Below are 19,118 nucleotides of genomic sequence, written 5' to 3' on the forward strand. Positions count from 1 at the left end.
GGCGGCCGCCTGACCTGGCCGGTGCGCCGCGGCGTCGCGCGGCCCTCGGCACTCATGCGCCGGGCTGGGCGTCGAGCTCGGCGGCCAGTTCGGCCAGCGCGGTCGCCAACGCCAGCGCGCCGGTGCCGCTGGCGACGCTGGTCGCCTTGAGCTGCAGGTCGGGCATCACCCAGACGCGGTTGGCGATGCCCGCCGGCGTCTGCCGCAGGGTCGGGTAGGCCTTCCACAGGCCGTCGGGTCCGCCGAACACGCGCAGGTCGTCCTCGCTGACCAGGATCACTTCAGGATCGGCGGCGATGATGCCTTCGTTGCTCAGCTGCGAGTAGTTGGCCACGCGGGCCTCATCGCCGACGTTGATGCCGCCGGCCAGCCGGATGACATCGGCCGCCGCGGTGTCGGCGCCGCCGACAGTGGGCGCGCCACCGCCGCCGGTGGCCGAGACATGGATCACCCGCGGGCGGCGGGTGTGGCGCGCGGCGATGCCGGCGGCCTCGTCGAGCTGGGCCTGCACGCGCGCGGCCAGGTGCTCGCCCTCATCGGCGTGGCCGAAGGCGGCGGCGATCTTGCGCACCTTGTCCGGGGCCGGCTGCAGTTCGTCGACGATGATCATTGCATGGCCGGCATCGCGCAGCGGCTGCGCGAGCTTGCCGTGTCGGCGCAGGCTGTTGCCGACGAACAAGGTGCCGTCGAGGCTCAGCACGCCCTCGATGCCGGTGGTGCGGTTGAACAGGAAATGGTGCGGCGCCTTGCGCCCGGTCTCGGTGACGCTGTTGACCGGCGCGGCGAACACCTGGTCCGACAGGCCGAGCGCGTCCATGACCATGACGATGTCGTCGTTGCCGACGATCGTGCGGCTGGTGTCGGTGATGGTGACCTCGACGCCGTCGTCGGAGCGGACGGTCGTCGGCAGATCCTGGGTCGAACGCGGGACCTGTGGCACGTCGGTGCCTGCGACCCGGCGCCAGCCATCGGGCAGCGCCGTGTCGGCGGCGGCGTGCGGGGAGGCGGCGCCGTCGTCGCCGTTGCGGGCGCAGCCTGCGAGGGCACAGGCCAGACTGGCGGCGAGCAGGGCCGCATGGCGGATCGTGACGCGCTGGACCATCGGGCTGTCACCTTGTCGAATCGGTTGAAGACGCAGCGGCCGGACGGGGCCGGCCGCTGCGGATATGGATTTTAGCCGGTATCGCCCATCGGGCGGCCGCGCGCCGCGTGCGCTGCCTACGCCACCGAAGTGGCGCGGGCACCGGTCTCGGCACGCCGCCGGCGCGATCAGCGAGCCTTGGGCGCGATCCGGCGGATGTGGTCGCCCTTGGGGTCTTCGGCGCCGCGCGCCTTGTTGACCGAGTAGACGACGCCGTCGGCGCCCTTGCTGACGTGGTTGGGGAAGCTGCCGCCATCGAAGTTCGCCACGACCTGACCGTTGTCGTCGACCACGGTGATCGTGTCGGCGCCGCGGTTGACGACGTAGGCCAGGCGCTGGGTCGGTTCGTAGGACACGTTCAACGCACCGGCGCCAACGTAGACGTCGTGGTCGATCGTGCCGGTCTGCGGATCGACGATCAGCAGGTTGTCGCTGCCCTGCGACACCACCAGCAGACGCTGGCCGACCGGGTTCCAGGCCACGCCGATCGCGCTGCGCGCATTGACCAGCGGCACCACCTTCTCCACCGCGTTGCTGGCGGTGTCGATGACCGCGGCCTCGGGCGTGGACATGCTGGCGGTGTAGAGCTTGCCGGTCGCCACATCCAGATCGAGGCTGGTCGGGGCGAAGGATTCGCCGCGCACGCCGGACTCGATGACGATATTGTCGAGCTGGGTCAGTTGCTTAGCGTCGAACACCGAAATGAAATTCTCGCCCGAGGCGGTGGCGTAGACGCGGCCGCGCTGGGTGTCGACAACGACGTCGCGCGCGTGCGGTACGGCACCGACCGGGAACTGCTTGACCAGCGACAGGTCGGACTGGCGGTAGACGGCGACCGTGTCCTGGCGGGTGTTGGTGACCCAGACGTGGCCGTTGGCGTCGTCGACGCCGACGCCGTACACGGCGAACACGCCACCGGCCGGTGCTGCGCCGGGCGTGGCGCTCGCCACGACCTGCAGCGACTGCGGGTCGACCTTCTGCAGCGCCGAGACAGTGACCGGCGGGCGGCCGACCGCGCTGGTCACGAACAGCGCGTCGTTCTTCGCGCTGTAGGCCACCTGGTACAGGCCCTGGGCGAGCTTGGCGCTGCGCACGTCGAAGCGTGCTTCACCCGACACCGGCAACTGCTGCGAGACCTTCAGCTCGAAGATCGAGGCCGCATCCGGGCCGCTGGTGCGCACGACCACCGGATGCACGCCAACGGCCGCATCGGCCGGGATCGCGACCCGGCCCTTGAAGGCGCCCTGGGCGTCGGCGACGAACGGCTGCGCGTTGAGCACGGTCTCGCCGCGCAGCAGCGTGACCTGCTGGCCGGGCTTGAAGCCGCTGCCGTTGAGCTCGACCTCGCTGCCCGGCAGCACGACCTGGCTGGCGGCGCGGACGTTGCCCTTGAAGTCGGTATCGGGCTGGCTGAACACCTGGGCGCCGGCGAGGCCGGTCACGGCCGAAAGTGCAAGGGCGAGGGCGGCCAGCCGCAGGCGGCGGGAAGGCGAGGTTGTCATGACGGACTCCTGGAGCGCTGAAAGAACCGGCGGAACGTGCAGCCGGAAGAAGGGAAACACGGTGGCTGGGACGTCGGACGTCGTGGCGATGGCGGACGCCGGCAAAGCCGGGGTCCGGGTCGGGCGGGGCGCGGCCTGGGTCGCGCCGGGATCATCGTGCCGGGTCCACGCCATCGGCGTGGCTCGGCGTGTCGCTGTGGTCGGCGATGCCGGCAACGGCATGGAGCGTCCACATCAGCGAGGCCCGGAACATCGGGCCGTGGGTCAGTTCGGGGAACTCGCGGTAGCTCACCTGCAGGCCGTCGACGCCGGACAGGCGCTCGGCAAGCCGGTGCGCCGCGTCCGGCGGCGCGGCTTCGATGCGGCGCAGGTGGACCTGCACACGCGGATCCGACAGGTCGCGATGCGCAACCTGTCGCGTGCGCTCGCCTTCGCCCAACCCGATCAGCACGCGTGCGTGGCGGCCGGCATTGTTGGCCACGAATCGCTGCTCGGGCGCGCCCAGCAGCGCGCCATCGCCCCACCACAGCGACGGGCTGCCTGCGGCATAGGTGTCGAACGCACCGGTGCGCGTGTACAGCGCATGCAGCGTGAACAGGCCAGCCAGTGAATGGCCCCACAGCGTCTGCCGCGCCGGGTCGGTCTGCACCCGGCGGGCGACCTCGGGCCGAATCGTGCGCTCGAGGGTCTCGAGCATCGCGTCGGCCCCGCCGCCACCGACGATCGTGCCGCCGCCGCGCACCGGCCGTTCGCCTTCGAACGGGGTGTAGTCGCGCGTGCGCGCCTGTGCATCGATCCGCAGATCATTGGGATAGCCGACGAACACCAGTGCATGCGGCACCGGCTGCGCGGCGAGTTCGGCCAGCAGCGCATCGTCGAATTCGACCAGCGCGGCATTGCCGTCGAGCATCCACAGTGCCGGATAGCCGGTGGCCGGTGCCGGCGCCCTCGGCACCGCAACGTGCACGCGCCAGCTGCGCTGGCCGTCGGGGCTGCTGACGTCGAAGCGCTCGAAGGCGTAGTGGGGCGAGGCGTGGTCGGCGACGGTCTGGCCGATCGCGCGCGTGGGATCGCGCTGCTGCGCGGCCGCGGTCGAGGGCACGGCCTGCAGCGCGAGCAACAGGCCGGCGGCCGCGGCCAGCGTCGCCAAGCGGATCGGGCGGTGGGAGGTGGGGCGGCGGGTGTGCATGGGCGTGCGCATCGAGGGCTCAGAACCCGATGTTGGTGCTGACAAACCAGGCGCGTCCAGGCTCGTTGTAGGTATAGGCACCGGCGCCCTGGATCTCGTTGGGCGTGCCGAGGTTGACGCCCGAGGCGTTGCCGCGGCGGAAGATGCGCTTGTCGAGCAGGTTGTCGACGCCCAGCGTGACGCTGACCCGATCGGTGATGCGGTAGCGCCCGCTCAGGCCCACGAGTGCGTAGGGCGGCATGCGGTCGGCGGCGCTGCCGGTGACCGGGCGGCCCTGGTAGTCGAGGCGCTGCGGCACCTGCTCGCCGTAGAACGTGGCCTTGGCCAGCAGCGACAGGCGCGCGCTGGCCTGCCAGTCGAACGCGGTGTTGATCGTGTACTCGGGAATCGTCGAGAGCGTGTCACCGGTGCTGCGGTTCTTCGAGGTGAGCATCCAGGTCACGTTGGTGTTCCAGCGCAACGTGTCCGCCAGCGGCAACTCCATGCTGCCTTCCAGGCCCTCGATCACCGCCTTGGGGATGTTGTCCCAGCGGAACACGTCGACGTTGCCGACGCGATCGATGGCGACGTGGCCGGCTTCGACCTTGTCACGGTAGTCGTTACGGAACCAGGTCAGGCCGGCCTGCACGCGACCGTCGGCGAACTGCACGCCCAGCTCCTTGTTGACGCTGGTCTCGGCGTCGAGGGCGTCGTTGCCGACCAGAAAGCACGGGCCGCCACCGCCCCAGCAACCGATGCCCGCGCTGTAGAGCGAATAGCCGGCATTGCTCTGGTAGAGGTTGGGCGCCTTGTAGGCGCGGGCGATGCCGGCGCGCAGCGTCCAGGATGGCAGGAACGCGAACGCGGCGCTGACCGCCGGGCTGAGGTTGCCGCCCAACTGGTCATGGTGGTCGTAGCGCAGCGTCGGGGTCACGGTCAGCGCGTCACCGATGTAGACATTGTCCTCGACGAACACCGAGGCGATGCGCGCATCGGTGCGGCCGCTCCATTGGGTCGGCGGCACCGGTACGTTCGGCTGCGGATTGCGGTCCTTCAGGCCGGAGGCGTTGTCCTCGAGTCGGCTGTCGACCCACTCGGCGCCGACCGTCAGCACGTGGTCGACGCTGTCGCCGGTCATCGTGTGGTTGACTTCGCCATGCAGGGTGAGCGTGCGCAGGTCGATGTCGCCGAAGCCGCCGTCAACGATGAAGATGCCCTCGGTGCCGCCGGCCAGGCCCTCGAGCAGCCGCGTGTTGCGGGTCTTCTCGACGGCGGCGTAGGCCAGTGAGCGGGTGGCCTGGCCGTACTCGCCGCGATGGCTGATGTCGAACGTCCGGCGGTAGAGCCGGTTGGTCTCCGCATCGATCCACTTGAGCACTTCGGGATTGCGGTTGGTGTTCTGGGTATCGCCGGCATAGAGATTGCCCTGGCGGCTGAACCCCGCGCCCACGTCGATCCGGTGGCCGGGCAGCACGTCCCACAGCAGCTTGGCCGCGGCGTTGCGGTTGCGCACGCCCTCGCGCCCGGCGGGGAAGGTGCCGGCATTGCTGCCGCTGCGCTGCGATGCATGGTCGCGATTGATGTCGAAGGCGTCGGATTCGGCCTTGCCGGCGCTGCCCGACAGGCGGAACGACAGCCGGCCCGACAGCGGCCCGCTCATCTGCAAGCCGGCGCGCTGGCTGCCGCCGTCGACCCCGTGGGTAGGCACCAGCCCGTAGACGTTCAGCGAACCGCCGAACTGCGGGCCCGGCGCCCGGGTGACGATGTTGACCACACCGCCGGCCGCGCCGCTGCCGTAGCGCGCAGCCGCCGGACCGCGCAGCACTTCGATGCGCTCGATCTGCTCGGGCGGCACCCAGCCGGTGTCGCCGCGCGAGTCGCGCTCGCCGCGCCAGCCGTAACGCACCGAGTTGCGGCTCGACACCGGGATGCCGTCGACCAGGATCAGGGTGTTCTCCGGCCCCATGCCGCGGATGTCGATCTGGCGGTTGTTGCCGCGCTGGCCGCTGGTCGAATTGCCGGTCAGATTGACACCCGGCAACGTGCGCAGGAACTCGGCGATGTCGTTGCGCGGCGGCTGGCGCTCGATGTCGTCGGCGAGCACGGTGGACGCGCCCAGCGCCTGGCGTGCGATCTGCTCGGCGGTCACCCGCACGGTGTCGAGCGTCGTTGCTTCCTCCGGCGTCTGGGCCAGAGCCGTGAGCGGCAGCAGCGCGGCGATGGCGCTGGTCAACAGGGCGGGACGGAGGAGCGGGCGGGAGCGAACGGGCATGGGGGATCCGAGACGGCGCAGGACGAGGCGCGTGAAGGCCTCGTTATTTTAGGGTTTATGAGATTGATTCTCAATCGTGACGTCCAGCGCATGGGGCGGACAGGCCGCCCCATGCATGGCGATGGCCGCTCAGAAACGTGCGGTGGCCCCCACGAACCACGTGCGGCCGCCGCCGTCGTAGTTGCTGCCGTCTTCCAGCGTCGATTCGTCGGTGAAGTTGCGCACGCCTGCACGCAGCGTCAGATGGGCGTTGACGTCGAAGCCACCGACCAGGTCCCAGGTGGTGTAGGCCTTGGCGAAGGTCGGGCTGGTCGCCGAGATCAACTGCTCGCCAACGTGTTGGGCGCTCAGCGACAGCGCCCAGGCGTCGTCGATGCGCCAGTCCAGCGAGGTGTAGGCCGTGAGCTTGGGCACGACCAGCAGGTTGGCGCCGGTGGTGCGGTTCTTGGACTCGAGCATCCGGGTGGCATTGGTGGACCAGGTCAGGCGCTCGTGCAGCGGCACCACGATGCTGGCCTCGACGCCGCGGGTGCGCGCCTCCTGGATGTTCTGCGCGACCGTCCACCAGAACCCGTTGACATAGCTGCTGTCGAAGCCGGGCAGGCTGCTGAGCGGCATCTGTTCGATCTTGTCCTCGAAGTCGGTGTGGAAGTACGTCGCCGCGAGCGACCAGCCGCCGCGATCGAAGCCGGCGCCGATCTCGTAGTTCGTGCTCGTTTCCGGCTCGAGATTGGGGTTGCCGGCCATGTAGCAGCCACGCGTGCCGTCGGCGTTGGGCCGGTAGGTCGGCGAGGTGGTGTCGTTGGTCCAGCCCTCGGGCGCCAGGCTGCGGCAGCCGTTGCCGCCGGACTGGGTCGCCGCGCCGGCCGAACCCTGCTTGAGATTGGGGGCGCGGAAGCCGCGCGAGACGCCGCCGCGGACCGTCCAGTCGCGCGAGGGATGCCAGACTGCATAGACGCGGGGGCTCAGGTTGTCGTCGTAGTTCTCGGTGTTGTCCCAGCGCAGGCCCAGCGTCAGCGTCAGGTTCTCGCGCAGCGACAGATGGTCCTCGACGAACAGGGCCCAGGCGTCTGCCTCGTTTTTCGGGCTGATCCGGCCGCTGCCGGTCCAGGTCACCGGCACGGTGCCGATCGTGTCGAGGTTCTGCAGTTCCTCGCGCTTCCACTGTCCGCCGACGTTGAGCGCGTGCGGGATGCCCCAGTCGAAGCCCGTATTGAATACGGCGTCGAGTACGGTCTCCTGGGAATGGTTGCCGACTGCGCTGCCCTCGTCCTCGTAGTCGTTCTGGACCAGCGTGATCTTGGAGGTCGAGGCGTCGCCGTAGCGGCCGTCGTGGGTGACCACGTAGCCGGTGTGCACCAGCTTCGACAGGCCCCAGGCACTGACCGCCTCGCCACCCACGTTGCGCTGCACGCCGCGCGAGGCCTCCATGCCGATGGTGTGGTCGTCGTTGATGCGCCAGTTGAGCAGGGCGTTGGCATTCTCGGATTTGCTGCCGGGGGTCCGGGCGAAGCCCGCGCCGGTATCGGCATCGCGATCGGTGAGGTTGGCACCGACGCGCAGGCCTAGCCGGTCGGTCAGCGGGCCGCTGAACTGGGCGCCGAGCTGGATGATGTCGCCGCGCGCGTCGTCGCTGGGGCGGCTGTAGTTGTAGGTCGCGGTGCCGCCCCATTCTGGCGCGATCTTGCGGGTGATGATGTTGATCACGCCGCCCATTGCGTCGGAGCCGTACAGCGACGACATCGGGCCGCGCACGACCTCGATGCGCTCGATCATGTCCGGCGACAGCCAGTTCAGATCCTGCGGGCCCAGGTCGTCGCGGTAGTTCACACCCGCCGAATTGCCCTGGCGGCGCCCGTCGATGAGGATCAGCGTGTACTGCTCGGGCAGGCCGCGCAGCCGGATCTTGGACTGCGCGCCCGACAGCGCGTAGCCGCCGGTCACGCCGGGGATCGTGCTGAGCAACTGCCCGAGGCTGCTGACCGGTTTGCGCTCGATCTCCTCGCGCGTGATCACGCTGATGCTCGCCGGGGCGTCGCGGATCCACTGTTGCACGCCGGTCGCGGTGACCACGACGGTATCGAAGTCGGTCGCCGTCGATGCCGGCGAAGCGGGCTGGGCAGCGGCGGGGGACGCCAGAACGAGCGCGACCACGGCCGCGAGCGGAGAGAGGGCGAGACAGCGTGACATGGGGACTCCGAGGGAGATCGGGGCAGGAAGGGGGTCTGACAGATGGCCGGCTTCGGCATGCGCAGACATGAACATGAATGATACTTGTTTGCGAACGATTCTCAACAACTGATTCGGCTATGGATTGCAAATGAGAGTTGGTATCATTTGGCAGCGTCGTGCCGCCCCGCTTCGGGCGTTGCCGGCCGGCGCGGGATGACGGATCCGTCGTTCCTGGCCCTGTCGCCGGCCCGGCCGGCGAATCGAGATTTGCGCATGTCCGCTGTTCCCGCGTCCTCCCCTCGCGTGCCCGGCCTGTCGGCGCTGGTGTTCACCGCGTTCGCCGGGACGATGGCGATGATGGCCTTCGTCGCCGTCGTCGGCCCGATCGTGCGGTTGCTGGGGCTGGCGGAGTGGCATGCCGGCTTGTCGGTGACCGCGGCCGGCGTGCTGTGGATGCTGTCGGCGCGCCGCTGGGGCGCGCTGAGCGACCGCATCGGACGCCGGCGCGTCCTGCTCGCAGGCCTCATCGGTTACGCCCTGGTCTATATCGCGATGGCGGTGTTCGTCGATCTGGCGTTGCGGCATCCGCCGGCAGTGCTGCTGTCGGTGCTCGCGCTGGTCGCCACGCGTGCGCTGGTCGGACTGTTCTATGCCGCGGTGCCGCCGACCGCCGCGGCGCTGGTCGCCGACGCGGTGCCGCCGGGCGGTCGCGGCGCGGTGATGGCGCGGCTGGGCAGCGCGAACGCGGTCGGCATGGTGCTGGGCCCTGCTGCCGCCGGCTGGATCGCCTCCCGCAGCATCGCGCTGGCGCTGTACCTGGCGGCGGCCCTGCCGTTGTTGTCGCTGCTGGTGCTGTGGTGGCGGCTGCCCGCGGCGCCGGTCGCGTCGGCGCCGCGATCGGGCCCGCGCCCGACCATGGCGGTGGCCGATCGCCGCCTGCGCCTGCCGGTCTACGCGGTGTTTGCGGCGATGGTCTCGGTGACGATCGCGCAGGTCGTGGTCGGCTTCTTCGCGATCGACCGGCTGGATCTGTCGCCGACCGACGGCGCGCGCGCGGCCGGGATGTCGCTGACCGCGGTCGGCCTGGGCCTGATGTGCGCCCAGGCGCTGGTGATGCGATTGCGCGCGGTGCCGCCGGCGCGCTGGATCGCGATCGGCGCGCTGATCGCGGCGCTGGGCTTCACTTCGTCGGCGCTGGTGGCCGTGCAATGGCAGTTGTTGCTGGCCTACGGGGTCGCGGCCTTCGGCATGGGGTTTGTGTTTCCGTCGTTCCAGGCGCTGGCGGCCGATTCGGTCGAGGCGCACGAGCAGGGCGCGGCCGCCGGCACCATCGCTTCGGTCCAGGGCCTGGGCATGGTCGTCGGCCCGCTGCTGGGCACGCTGCTCTACCGCGTCTCGCCCAGCGCGCCGTATCTGCTGATCGGCGTCGTGCTGTTGGTGCTGTCGGTGGCTGCGGCACTGCACCCGCGCGAGGCGCTGCTATGACCGAGGCAGCCTTCATGGCAGGGCCCGAGACGATTGTCGGCGACGGCGATCCGATTGCGGCATCGATCTGGTTCCGCCTGCACGGGCCATCGCGACAGATCGCCGCAGAAGGCCGGCGCGCATCGTTGCCTGCGGGGCCGACATCGACGCTCGGCGCCCGGGTGGCTGCGTTCTTCGCCCAGGGGCGCCACGGGCCGGACGTGCTGGTCGGGGCGCTGCCGTTCGACCCGCACGGCGACGATGCGCTGTACCAGCCTGCAGGCCTGTCGACAGCCGACGATGCGGTGGCAGTTGCGGCCTGGCCGCCGCCGTTGCGCGGGCATGTGGCCGAACCGGCTGCCGATGCCTATGCGACGGCGGTCGCGCGCTGCCTCGACCGCTTGCATGCGGTGGACGCCGCCGCACCGCTGCGCAAGGTCGTGCTCGCTCGTAGCCTGCGGATCGATGCCGCCTCCAGGATCGATCCGCTGGCGCTGGCCTCGCGCCTGGGCGCCGATGCCAGCGTGACCACGTATGTGGCACCGCTGCCGGTGGCCGTGGGTGAGGCGCCGGCCTGGCTGGTCGGGGCCACCCCCGAACTGTTGGTCTCGCGCCGAGGCCTGGAGGTGGTCTCGCATCCGTTGGCAGGCTCGGCGCGCCGCGCGCGCGACCCGGCCAAGGACACGCGCGCGGCGCAGGCGCTGCTGGCCTCGGCCAAGGACCACGACGAGCATCGGCATGTGGTCGAGGCGATCGTCGACACGCTCGCGCCGCTGTGCAGCCGGCTGCAGGCACCGTCGACGCCCTCTCTGCATGCGACCGCGACGATGTGGCACCTGGGCACGCGGATCGTCGGCACCTTGAAGGATCCGTCGCTGTCCTCGGCCGCGCTGGCCGGCCTGCTGCATCCCACGCCAGCGGTCTGCGGCACGCCGCGCGAGGCCGCGCTGGCCGCGATCCGCGCGCTCGAGCCGGTGGACCGGGGGTTCTATGCGGGCGCGGTGGGCTGGACCGATGCGCAGGGTGATGGCGACTGGTACGTGTCGATCCGCTGCGCGCGTGTGCAGGGCCGCTCGATGCGTCTGTTCGCCGGTGCGGGTATCGTGGCCGGCTCGCAGCCGGCGCTCGAGGTCGACGAGACCGCGGCCAAGTTCCGCGCGCTGCTCGATGCATTGGACATCGACGACGTGCGCGCTGCCTGATTCGATCGAGGATGCCATGAGCGACACTTCCGCCCCGCAGCGTCTGCCGCTGCGCCAGGTCTGGCCCGAGGCGCAGGCCGCGCACTACCGCGCGGCCGGTTACTGGCGCGGCGAGACCTTTCCCGGCTTCCTTCGCGCGCGTGCGGCGGCGCATCCCGATGCGGTCGCCGTGGTCGGTGGCGCGGTGCGCTGGACCTACGCGCAGTTGTGGGCCGAGGCCGAGCGCATCGCCGCCGGCCTGCTGGCCCAAGGCCTGGCGCCGGGCGATCGGGTGGTCGTGCAGTTGGGCAACGTGCCCGAATTCATCGCGGTGGTGTGCGCACTGTTCCGCGCGCAACTGGTGCCGGTGTATGCGTTGCCGGCGCACCGGCTGACCGAAGTCGCGCATTTCGCGCGCAAGGCCGAGGCCAGCGCCTACGTCTGCGCGGAGAAGTACGAAGGCTTCGATTACCGCACGCTGGCGCGGGAGTTGCAGCGCGAGGTGCCGGCGGTGCGCCACGTGACCGTGGTTGGTGACGGTGCGGAATTCGTGTCGGTCGCCGCGCTCGACGGCGATCGTGCCGCGCTGCCGGGCGATCCCGATCCGCAGTCGGTCGCGTTCCTGCAGATCTCCGGCGGCAGCACCGGGCTGTCGAAGCTGATCCCGCGCACGCACGACGATTACATCTACAGTTTCCGCGCCAGCAACGATATCTGCGGCATCGATCGCGACAGCGTGTATCTGGTCGCGCTGCCGGCTGCGCACAATTTCCCGATGAGCTCGCCTGGATTTTTCGGGGCGCTGTACGCCGGTGCGCGCGTGGTGCTGAGCCCAGGGCCGGGCCCGGATGTGGCGTTTCCGCTGATCGCGCGCGAGCGCGTGACCTGCGTCGGCCTGGTGCCGCCGCTGGCGCTGCTCTGGGCCGATGCGGCCGGCAAGACGGCGCACGATCTGTCGAGTCTGCGGGTGGTGCAGGTCGGCGGCGCCAAGCTGGTGCCCGAGGCGGCGCGGCGGGTGATCGCGGGGCTGGGCTGCACGCTGCAGCAGGTGTTCGGCATGGCCGAGGGCCTGGTCAACTACACCCGGCTCGACGATCCGGAAGCGGTCGTGGTCCAGACGCAGGGGCGGCCGATCAGTCCTGACGACGAGGTGTTGATCGTCGATGATCACGGTGCGCCGGTGCCGGAGGGCAGCACGGGGCATCTGCTCACGCGCGGTCCGTACACGATCCGCGCGTATCACAATGATCCGGCGGCGAATGCGCGGTCGTTCACCGATGATGGGTGGTACCGCACGGGCGATATGGTCCTGCGGACGGCCGAGGGCAATTTGGTGGTGCAGGGGCGGGCGACCGATCACATCAATCGGGCGGGCGAGAAGATTTCGGCCGAGGAGATCGAGGATCATCTGCTTGCGCATCCGCAGGTGTTCGATGCGGCGGTGGTGTCGATCCCGGACGATTTTCTTGGCGAGCGCAGTTGTGCGTTCGTGATTCCGGGCGAGGCGCGGCCGCGGCCTGCCGAGTTGAAGGCTTGGGTGCGTGGGCGGGGCTTGGCGGCATTCAAAGTGCCGGACCAGATCGTGTTCGTCGATGCGTTCGGCACGACGGCGGTGGGCAAGGTGAGCCGCCGCGAGTTGCGTGCGCAGTTGCGGGCACGGTTTCTTGCGGAGCAGGGCGCGTGATCAGGGCGCGTATCACCGATGGTGTGCTTGGCGTGGCCGCCGGTCATCCGTTCGTTGTTGCCGCGTTAGTGGGGCATCGGCCTGCTGGCCGGCAGCCGCTTGTCCCTCGGTCAGGGCATCCTGCCCTGACTCGGGCGCGCACCGTCCCTGGCGCGCTTGGCGCGGCCACCGGCCATCAGTCCACTGCTGGCGACGTTTCGATCGTGCCTCCGGTGAGCGCGGCTCTGTCTTGCGATGCCGATCGCGTGCCGTCTGCGAATGAGGCGAGTGTCGGGCGTGCGATCACGACTGCAGATGGACTAAGCGAGTAGACATGGGCCTTCCGACGATTTCTGCGTACCCGTTGCCGACGGCGGCCGAGCTGCCGGCCGCGCGTGGGCCGTGGCAGCCCGAGACGGGGCGTCTTGCGTTGCTGGTGCATGACATGCAGCGCTATTTCCTGGCGGCCTACGAGGCGCAGGCGGCGCCGATCGCGCCGGCGATCGCCAACCTGGCACGGTTGCTGGCGCATGCGCGCAGCCGAGGTATTCCGGTGGTCTACACCGCGCAACGCGGCAATCAGGATCGGCGCGATCGGGGCCTGCAGGCCGATCTGTGGGGCCCGGGCATGCGTGCGGTGCCCGAGCACGAGGCGATCGTCGATGCGCTGGCGCCGGCCGATGGCGACCATGTGCTGGTCAAGCATCGTTACAGCGCGTTCCAGCGCAGCAATCTCGAGACGCTGATGCGGGCGCGTGGTCGCGACCAGGTGCTGATCACGGGCGTCTACGCGCATATCGGCGTGCTGTCGACGGCGACCGAGGCGTTCCAGCGCGACATCCAGACGTTCGTCGCTGCCGATGCCGTTGCCGATTTCACCCGCGCCGACCATGACATGGCGCTGCATTGGATTGCGCGCACCTGCGGTGTGCCGCTGACCACCGACCGGATTCTGGAGCTGTTGTGATGAGCGACCCCCTGACCCTGGCGCGCATGCGCGCCGACATCGCCCGGCAGCTGGGCGAGGCGCCCGAGGACATCGGCGATGACGACAATCTGATGGATCTGGGCCTGGACTCGATGCGCGTGCTTGGCCTGGTGATGAAGTGGGGCGAGTCCGGCCTGCCGCTGGAGTTCTCGCATCTGGCCGAGCACACCACGCTGGCTGGCTGGTGGCGTGTGGTGCAGGACCTGCAGCAGAAGCGCGTCTGATGGCCGAGGCGGTGGAGGTGTCCGCGGTGCCGGTCGTCGGCGATTGGCCGCTGACCCAGGCGCAGTCGGGTCTGTGGTACGCGCAGCGGTTGGCGCCGGACAATCCAGCGTTCAACACCGCGCATGCGCTGTGGATCGATGGCCCGCTGGACGTGGACGCATTCGTGCGCGCGGCCGAGCAGGCCGCGGCCGAGGCACCGGCGCTGTCGCTGCGCATGCGCGATACCGCCGATGGCCCGCGGATGGGCGTCGATCCCGAGCATTTGCCACCATTGGAGGTCGTCGATCTGTCGCACATGGACGCGCCCGAGCGAGCTGCGCGGGCGGCGCTGGCGCGCGACCGCGATACGCCGGTCGACCCGACGCGCGACCGGCTGGCGCTGCAACGGCTGTACGCGCTCGGCGATCAGCGTTTCGTCTGGTATCTGCGTGTGCACCACCTGGCGACCGACGGCTACGGGATGGCGCTGCTGACCGAGCGTGTGCTGGCCCTGTACGGGGCTGCTTGCGGCGGCGCCGACGCAGGCGCGCCCTTTGCGGCGCTCGAGGGCGTGATCGCCGAGGACGCGACCTACGCCGCCTCGGAGAAATGCAGCAAAGATGCGGCCTACTGGCGCGAGACGCTCGCCGGCATGCCGGCGGTCTCCGGCCTGGGCGCTGGATTTGCGCCGGCCGCGCATGGCTGCCGTCGCCTGAGCGTCGGCCTTGATCCGGCGTTGCGCGCCGACCTGCTCGCGCTTGCGCAGCGGCTCGAACAGCCCTGGCCGGACGTATTGACCGCGCTGGCGGCCGAGTACTGCCGGCGCATGGCCGGGCAGGCCGAAGCGGTGGTCGGGGTGCCGTATATGGGCCGGCTGGGTAGTGCGAGTGCGCGGGTGCCGGCGATGGTCATGAACGTGCTGCCGCTGCGCGTGCCAGCGATGCCTGGTGCCTCGCTGGCCGACTTCGTGCAGGCGACCGCACGCGCGCTGGTGCGTGGGCGACGCCACGGCCGTTACCGCGGCGAGCAGTTGCGCCGCGATCTCGGCCTGATCGGCGGCCAGCGCCGGCTGCATGGCCCGCTGGTCAACGTGCAGCCGTTCTACCGTCCGCCTCGGTTGCACGGCGCGCAGGTTCGGCTGGAGATATTGGGAACCGGACCGATCGACGATGTGACGATCGGCTTCCGTGGCGACGGGGCGACCGCGCTCGAGCTTGAGTTCGAAGCCAATCCGACGCTGTACAGGGCCGACGCCATCGCCGCGCACGCGCAGCGGCTGCAGGCATTTCTCGCCGCGGCCTGCACGGCCGACGGCATCGACGACATCCCGTTGGCGACACCGGACGAGGCGCGGCGCGCGCTGGTGGACTTCAACGCGACCGACCATCCGCTGCCCGACACCACGCTGGCCGCATTGATCGAGGCGACGATGGCGGCAACGCCGGATGCGCCGGCGCTGGCGTTCGGCGACATCACGCTGAGCTACGCCCAGCTCGACCACCGCACCCGCGCGCTCGCGCGCGCACTGCAGGCACGCGGGCTCGGCCCTGACGCTGTCGTCGCGGTCGCGCTGCCGCGCTCGCTGGATCTCGTGATCGCACTGGTCGCAGTGCTGCGCGCCGGCGGCGCCTACCTGCCGCTCGATCTCGCGCACCCGGACGACCGGCTTGCCCGCATCCTGCGCTCGGCCCAGCCGCTCTGCGTGCTTGCCGCATGCGACACGGCGGACCGCTGGCCCAGCGACGTGCCGCTGTTCGCGCCGGACGACTGGCCTGTGGCCAGCGCGACAGAGATCGAGCTCTCCCCCGCGAGCGGGGGAGGGTTGGGTGGGGGCGAACGCCGCGACGCGCCTGGCCCCCACCCGTCGCCTACGGCGCCGACCTCCCCCGCAGGCGGGGGAGGTGAGGGTTCCCGGATGCTCGCGCCGACCGCGGTGATCGAGCCCTCTCCCGCAGGTGGGGGAGGTGGGGCTTCCCGGTTGATGGCAACGACCGCAGCGATCGAGCCCTCCCCCGCGGGCTGGGGAGGGTTGGGTGGGGGCGAACGCCGCGATGTGCCCGGCCCCCACCCGTCGCCTACGGCGCCGACCTCCCCCGCAGGCGGGGGAGGTGGGGCTTCACGGATGCTGGCAACGACCGCAGCGATCGAGTCCTCCCCCGCGAGCGGGGGAGGGTTGGGTGGGGGGGAACGCCTCGGCGAGCTCAGCCCCCACCCGTCGCCTACGGCGCCGACCTCCCCCGCAGGCGGGGGAGGCGGGGCTTCCCGGTTGATGGCAACGACCGCGGCGATCGAGCCCTCCCCCGCGAGCGGGGGAGGGTTGGGTGGGGGCGCTGCCGACGCGCCGTTCGCGTCGCCCGCACAGCCAGGCGATGCGGCCTATGTGATCTACACCTCGGGCTCGACCGGTGAGCCGAAGGGCGTCGTCGTCGAGCATCGCGCGATCGTCAATCGCCTGGAATGGATGCGCACGCATTACCGCGTCGACGCGTCCGATCGCATCCTGCAGAAGACGCCGGCGACCTTCGATGTCTCAGTGTGGGAGTTCTTCCTGCCGTTGATTGCCGGCGCGGTGCTCGATGTCGCGCCGCCGGACGCGCATCGCGATCCGGTCGCGCTGGCCCGGTTGATCCGCGTGCGCGGCATCACCACGCTGCATTTCGTGCCGTCGATGCTGGCCGCGTTCCTGGCGGTGCCCGATGCCGACGGCTTGGCCGTGCGTCGGGTGTTCTGCAGCGGCGAGGCGCTGGATGCCGAACTGCGCGATCGCTTCCACCGCAGCGTGCGCGCCGAGCTGCACAACCTCTACGGGCCGACCGAGGCCGCGGTCGATGTGAGTTTCTGGCCGGCGTGCGCCGACGACACCTCGCGCCCGGTGCCGATCGGGTTTCCGGTCTGGAACACGCAGCTGTATGTGCTCGATGCACGCATGCGCCCGCTGCCGCCCGGCGTCGTCGGCGACCTGTACCTGGGCGGTGTGCAGCTCGCGCGCGGTTACCTCGGCCGTGACGACCTGACCGCCGAGCGGTTCATCGCCGATCCGTATCGGCCCGGCGGGCGCCTGTACCGCACCGGCGACCTCGCGCGCTGGCGCGACGATGGCGCGGTCGAATTCCTTGGCCGCAGCGACCACCAGGTCAAGCTGCGCGGCCTGCGCATCGAGCTGGGCGAGATCGAGGCGGCGATCGTCGCCAGTGGGCAGGCTGCGCAGGCGGCGGTGATCGTGCGCGAGGACCGCGCCGGCGATCGACGCCTGGTCGGGTATCTGCAGCCGGTCGCCGCCGATGCGTTCGACGCCGAGGCGCTGCGCACGGCCGTGGCCGCGCAGGTGCCCGACTACATGGTGCCGGCCGCGTTCGTCGCGCTGGACACCTGGCCGGTGACGGCCAATGGCAAGCTTGACCGTGATGCGTTGCCGGCGCCGGCGTTCGATGCCGGGGCGTTCGTGGCCCTGCGTACGCCGACCGAGGCCGCGGTCGCCGAGTTGTTTGCGCAGGCGCTGGGGGTCGCGCGTGTCGGCGGCGATGGCGACTTCTTCGCGCTGGGCGGCGATTCGTTGTCCGCGGTGCACCTGCTGCTGGCGATCCAGCGCCGGTTCGGTCGCGATCCGGGCCTGGGCGCGTTGTTCGCGACGCCGACGGTGGCCGGCATCGCCGCGCTGCTCGACGCCGACGAGGCCATGCCCGACCACGGTCTCGGCCCGACGATCACGCTGGCGCGTGGCGACGCGGCGCCCGCGCGTGTGCCCTTGTTCGTCGTGCATCCGGCCGGTGGCATCGCGTGGTGCTATCGGGAATTGGCGCGCGCGCTGCGTCCGCGGCGCGACGTGCACGGGCTGCAGTCGCCGGCGCTGGACCTGGCGCAGCCGCTGCCGGGCAGCATCGACGCGCTGGCCGACGACTACGCCCGCTGCGTGGCCGCGTTGCAGCCGACCGGCCCGCTGCACCTGCTCGGCTGGTCGGTTGGTGGCATCCTCGCCCAGGCGATGGCGGTGCGCCTGCAGGCGCTCGGCCGCGAGGTCGGCGTGCTCGCATTGCTCGATGCCTATCCCAGCGAGTGCTGGCGCGCCGAGCCCGAGCCCGACGCGGTCGATGCGCTGCGGGCGTTGCTGGCGATCGCCGGCTACGACCCGGACCGTCATCCCGAGTTGCGCAGTCGCGAAGCGATCGTCGAGTTCCTGCGCCGCGGCGACAGCGCGCTCGGCAATCTCCCGGGCCACGTGCTCGACGGTGTGGTGCGCGCGGTCGTCGACACCAATCGACTCGTGCGCCTGCACCACCACACGCGTTATGACGGCACACTGCTGCATGTGCGTGCCGGCCTCGACCATGTCGACCGGCCGCAGCTGCAGTCGGCGCTGTGGCAGGCGCATGCGGCGCGGGTCGAGGCGGTCGAGCTGCCGTTCCGGCACGGCGAGTTGACCGGTCGCGATGCGACTGCGGCGATCGCGCCGCTGCTCGACGCGCGGCTGGCGGCCTTCGACCCAAACCCCTGAGCGCGACGTGCGATGCGCCGGACGCGCGTTGAAGCGTCAGGCCACAGCGTACGACCGCGTCCACGCCCCCCCCTTTGCGGAGACCCTCATGCAACTCACAGGATTCGAAGGCCGGATCGCGCTGGTCACCGGCGCGGCCGGCGGCATCGGCGCGGCGGTCGTGGACCTGCTGCGGGCCAGCGGCGCGACGGTGATCGCGACCGACCTGCGCGCGCCCGAACTCGCCGAGGCGAGCGGCGTCGCACCGGCCCATGCGTTCGCGCTCGATGTAACCGATGCGGCGGCGGTCGATGCGCTCATCGCGCAGGTGGAGGCCGATGTCGGGCCGATCGACCTCGCCGCGCATGTTGCCGGCGTGCTGTCGACGACCCCGGTGCTGGAGACCAGCGATGCGGAGTGGCGGCGCACGTTCGCGGTCAATGTCGACGGCGTGTTCCACGTCGGTCGCGCGCTTGCCCGGGTCATGGCGCCACGCCGCCGCGGTGCGCTGGTCGTCGTCGGGTCCAACGCCGCAGGCATCCCGCGCCATGCGATGTCGGCCTATGCCGCGTCGAAGGCCGCGGCGACGATGTTCGTGCGCTGTCTGGGGCTGGAGCTCGCGCCGCTGGGCATCCGCTGCAACCTCGTCGCACCGGGGTCCACGCGCACGCCGATGCAGACCGGGATGTGGGCCGATGCCCATGGCGAGGCCAGGGTCATCGCCGGTAGTCTGGAGACGTTCAAGAGCGGCATCCCGCTCGGCAAGCTCGCCGAGCCGGTCGACATCGCGCACGCCGCAATGTTCCTGTTGTCCGAGCAGGCCGGCCACATCGCGATGCAGGACCTGTACGTCGACGGCGGCGCGACGCTGCGCGCCTGAGTCGATCGCGCC

General features: G+C 70.8%; 12 protein-coding genes. 7 read left to right on the forward strand and 5 right to left on the reverse strand.

Going from position 1 to position 19,118, the window contains the following annotated elements:
* Nucleotides 1-52: 52 nt before the first annotated feature.
* The 5 genes from WAF18_RS09010 to WAF18_RS09030 all read right to left on the reverse strand — a co-directional run bounded on the left by WAF18_RS09010 (nt 53) and on the right by WAF18_RS09030 (nt 8,273).
* Entirely contained in the window at nt 53-1,102 is a 1,050-nt protein-coding gene (locus tag WAF18_RS09010; protein WP_337244803.1) for an ABC transporter substrate-binding protein, read from the reverse strand.
* 167 nt (nt 1,103-1,269) lie between these two features.
* Entirely contained in the window at nt 1,270-2,643 is a 1,374-nt protein-coding gene (locus WAF18_RS09015; protein ID WP_337244804.1) for a YncE family protein, read from the reverse strand.
* Between the two features lie 151 nt (nt 2,644-2,794).
* A complete protein-coding gene (locus WAF18_RS09020) occupies nt 2,795-3,832 on the reverse strand; it encodes an alpha/beta hydrolase-fold protein (RefSeq protein WP_337244805.1) in 1,038 nt (345 codons plus the stop codon).
* Between the two features lie 19 nt (nt 3,833-3,851).
* Nucleotides 3,852-6,044 (reverse strand): FepA family TonB-dependent siderophore receptor, encoded by a 2,193-nt coding sequence (locus WAF18_RS09025; protein WP_337244806.1) that lies wholly within the window; start codon nt 6,042-6,044, stop codon nt 3,852-3,854.
* Nucleotides 6,045-6,212: 168 nt separating this feature from the next.
* Nucleotides 6,213-8,273: a TonB-dependent receptor gene (locus WAF18_RS09030; protein ID WP_337244807.1), complete on the reverse strand. Its 2,061-nt coding sequence runs from the start codon at nt 8,271-8,273 to the stop codon at nt 6,213-6,215.
* A 255-nt stretch (nt 8,274-8,528) separates the two neighbouring features.
* On the opposite strand from WAF18_RS09030, the gene WAF18_RS09035 reads away from it, so the two are divergent.
* The 7 genes from WAF18_RS09035 to WAF18_RS09065 all read left to right on the forward strand — a co-directional run bounded on the left by WAF18_RS09035 (nt 8,529) and on the right by WAF18_RS09065 (nt 19,106).
* Entirely contained in the window at nt 8,529-9,740 is a 1,212-nt protein-coding gene (locus WAF18_RS09035) for an MFS transporter (RefSeq protein ID WP_337244808.1), read from the forward strand.
* Nucleotides 9,737-10,921 carry an isochorismate synthase gene (locus tag WAF18_RS09040; protein ID WP_337244809.1) on the forward strand — a complete coding sequence of 395 codons (1,185 nt, stop codon included), beginning with the start codon at nt 9,737-9,739 and terminating at the stop codon, nt 10,919-10,921. Before WAF18_RS09035 ends, WAF18_RS09040 begins: the two co-directional genes overlap by 4 nt.
* Before the next feature lie 16 nt (nt 10,922-10,937).
* Nucleotides 10,938-12,584, forward strand: a complete 1,647-nt coding sequence (locus tag WAF18_RS09045; protein WP_337244810.1) for an AMP-binding protein — start codon at nt 10,938-10,940, stop codon at nt 12,582-12,584.
* Nucleotides 12,585-12,897: 313 nt separating this feature from the next.
* Nucleotides 12,898-13,530, forward strand: coding sequence for an isochorismatase family protein (locus WAF18_RS09050; RefSeq protein WP_337244811.1), 633 nt, complete (start codon nt 12,898-12,900; stop codon nt 13,528-13,530).
* Nucleotides 13,530-13,775 (forward strand): phosphopantetheine-binding protein, encoded by a 246-nt coding sequence (locus tag WAF18_RS09055; RefSeq protein ID WP_183426800.1) that lies wholly within the window; start codon nt 13,530-13,532, stop codon nt 13,773-13,775. The genes WAF18_RS09050 and WAF18_RS09055 overlap by 1 nt, the downstream gene beginning before the upstream one ends.
* Nucleotides 13,775-18,247 (forward strand): amino acid adenylation domain-containing protein, encoded by a 4,473-nt coding sequence (locus tag WAF18_RS09060; protein WP_337244812.1) that lies wholly within the window; start codon nt 13,775-13,777, stop codon nt 18,245-18,247. Before WAF18_RS09055 ends, WAF18_RS09060 begins: the two co-directional genes overlap by 1 nt.
* Before the next feature lie 88 nt (nt 18,248-18,335).
* Nucleotides 18,336-19,106 carry a 2,3-dihydro-2,3-dihydroxybenzoate dehydrogenase gene (locus tag WAF18_RS09065; protein WP_337244813.1) on the forward strand — a complete coding sequence of 257 codons (771 nt, stop codon included), beginning with the start codon at nt 18,336-18,338 and terminating at the stop codon, nt 19,104-19,106.
* The last annotated feature ends 12 nt before the right edge of the window (nt 19,107-19,118 follow it).

This window comes from Luteimonas sp. gir (genome assembly GCF_037198055.1).
Classification (GTDB): Bacteria; Pseudomonadota; Gammaproteobacteria; order Xanthomonadales; family Xanthomonadaceae; genus Luteimonas; species Luteimonas citri_A.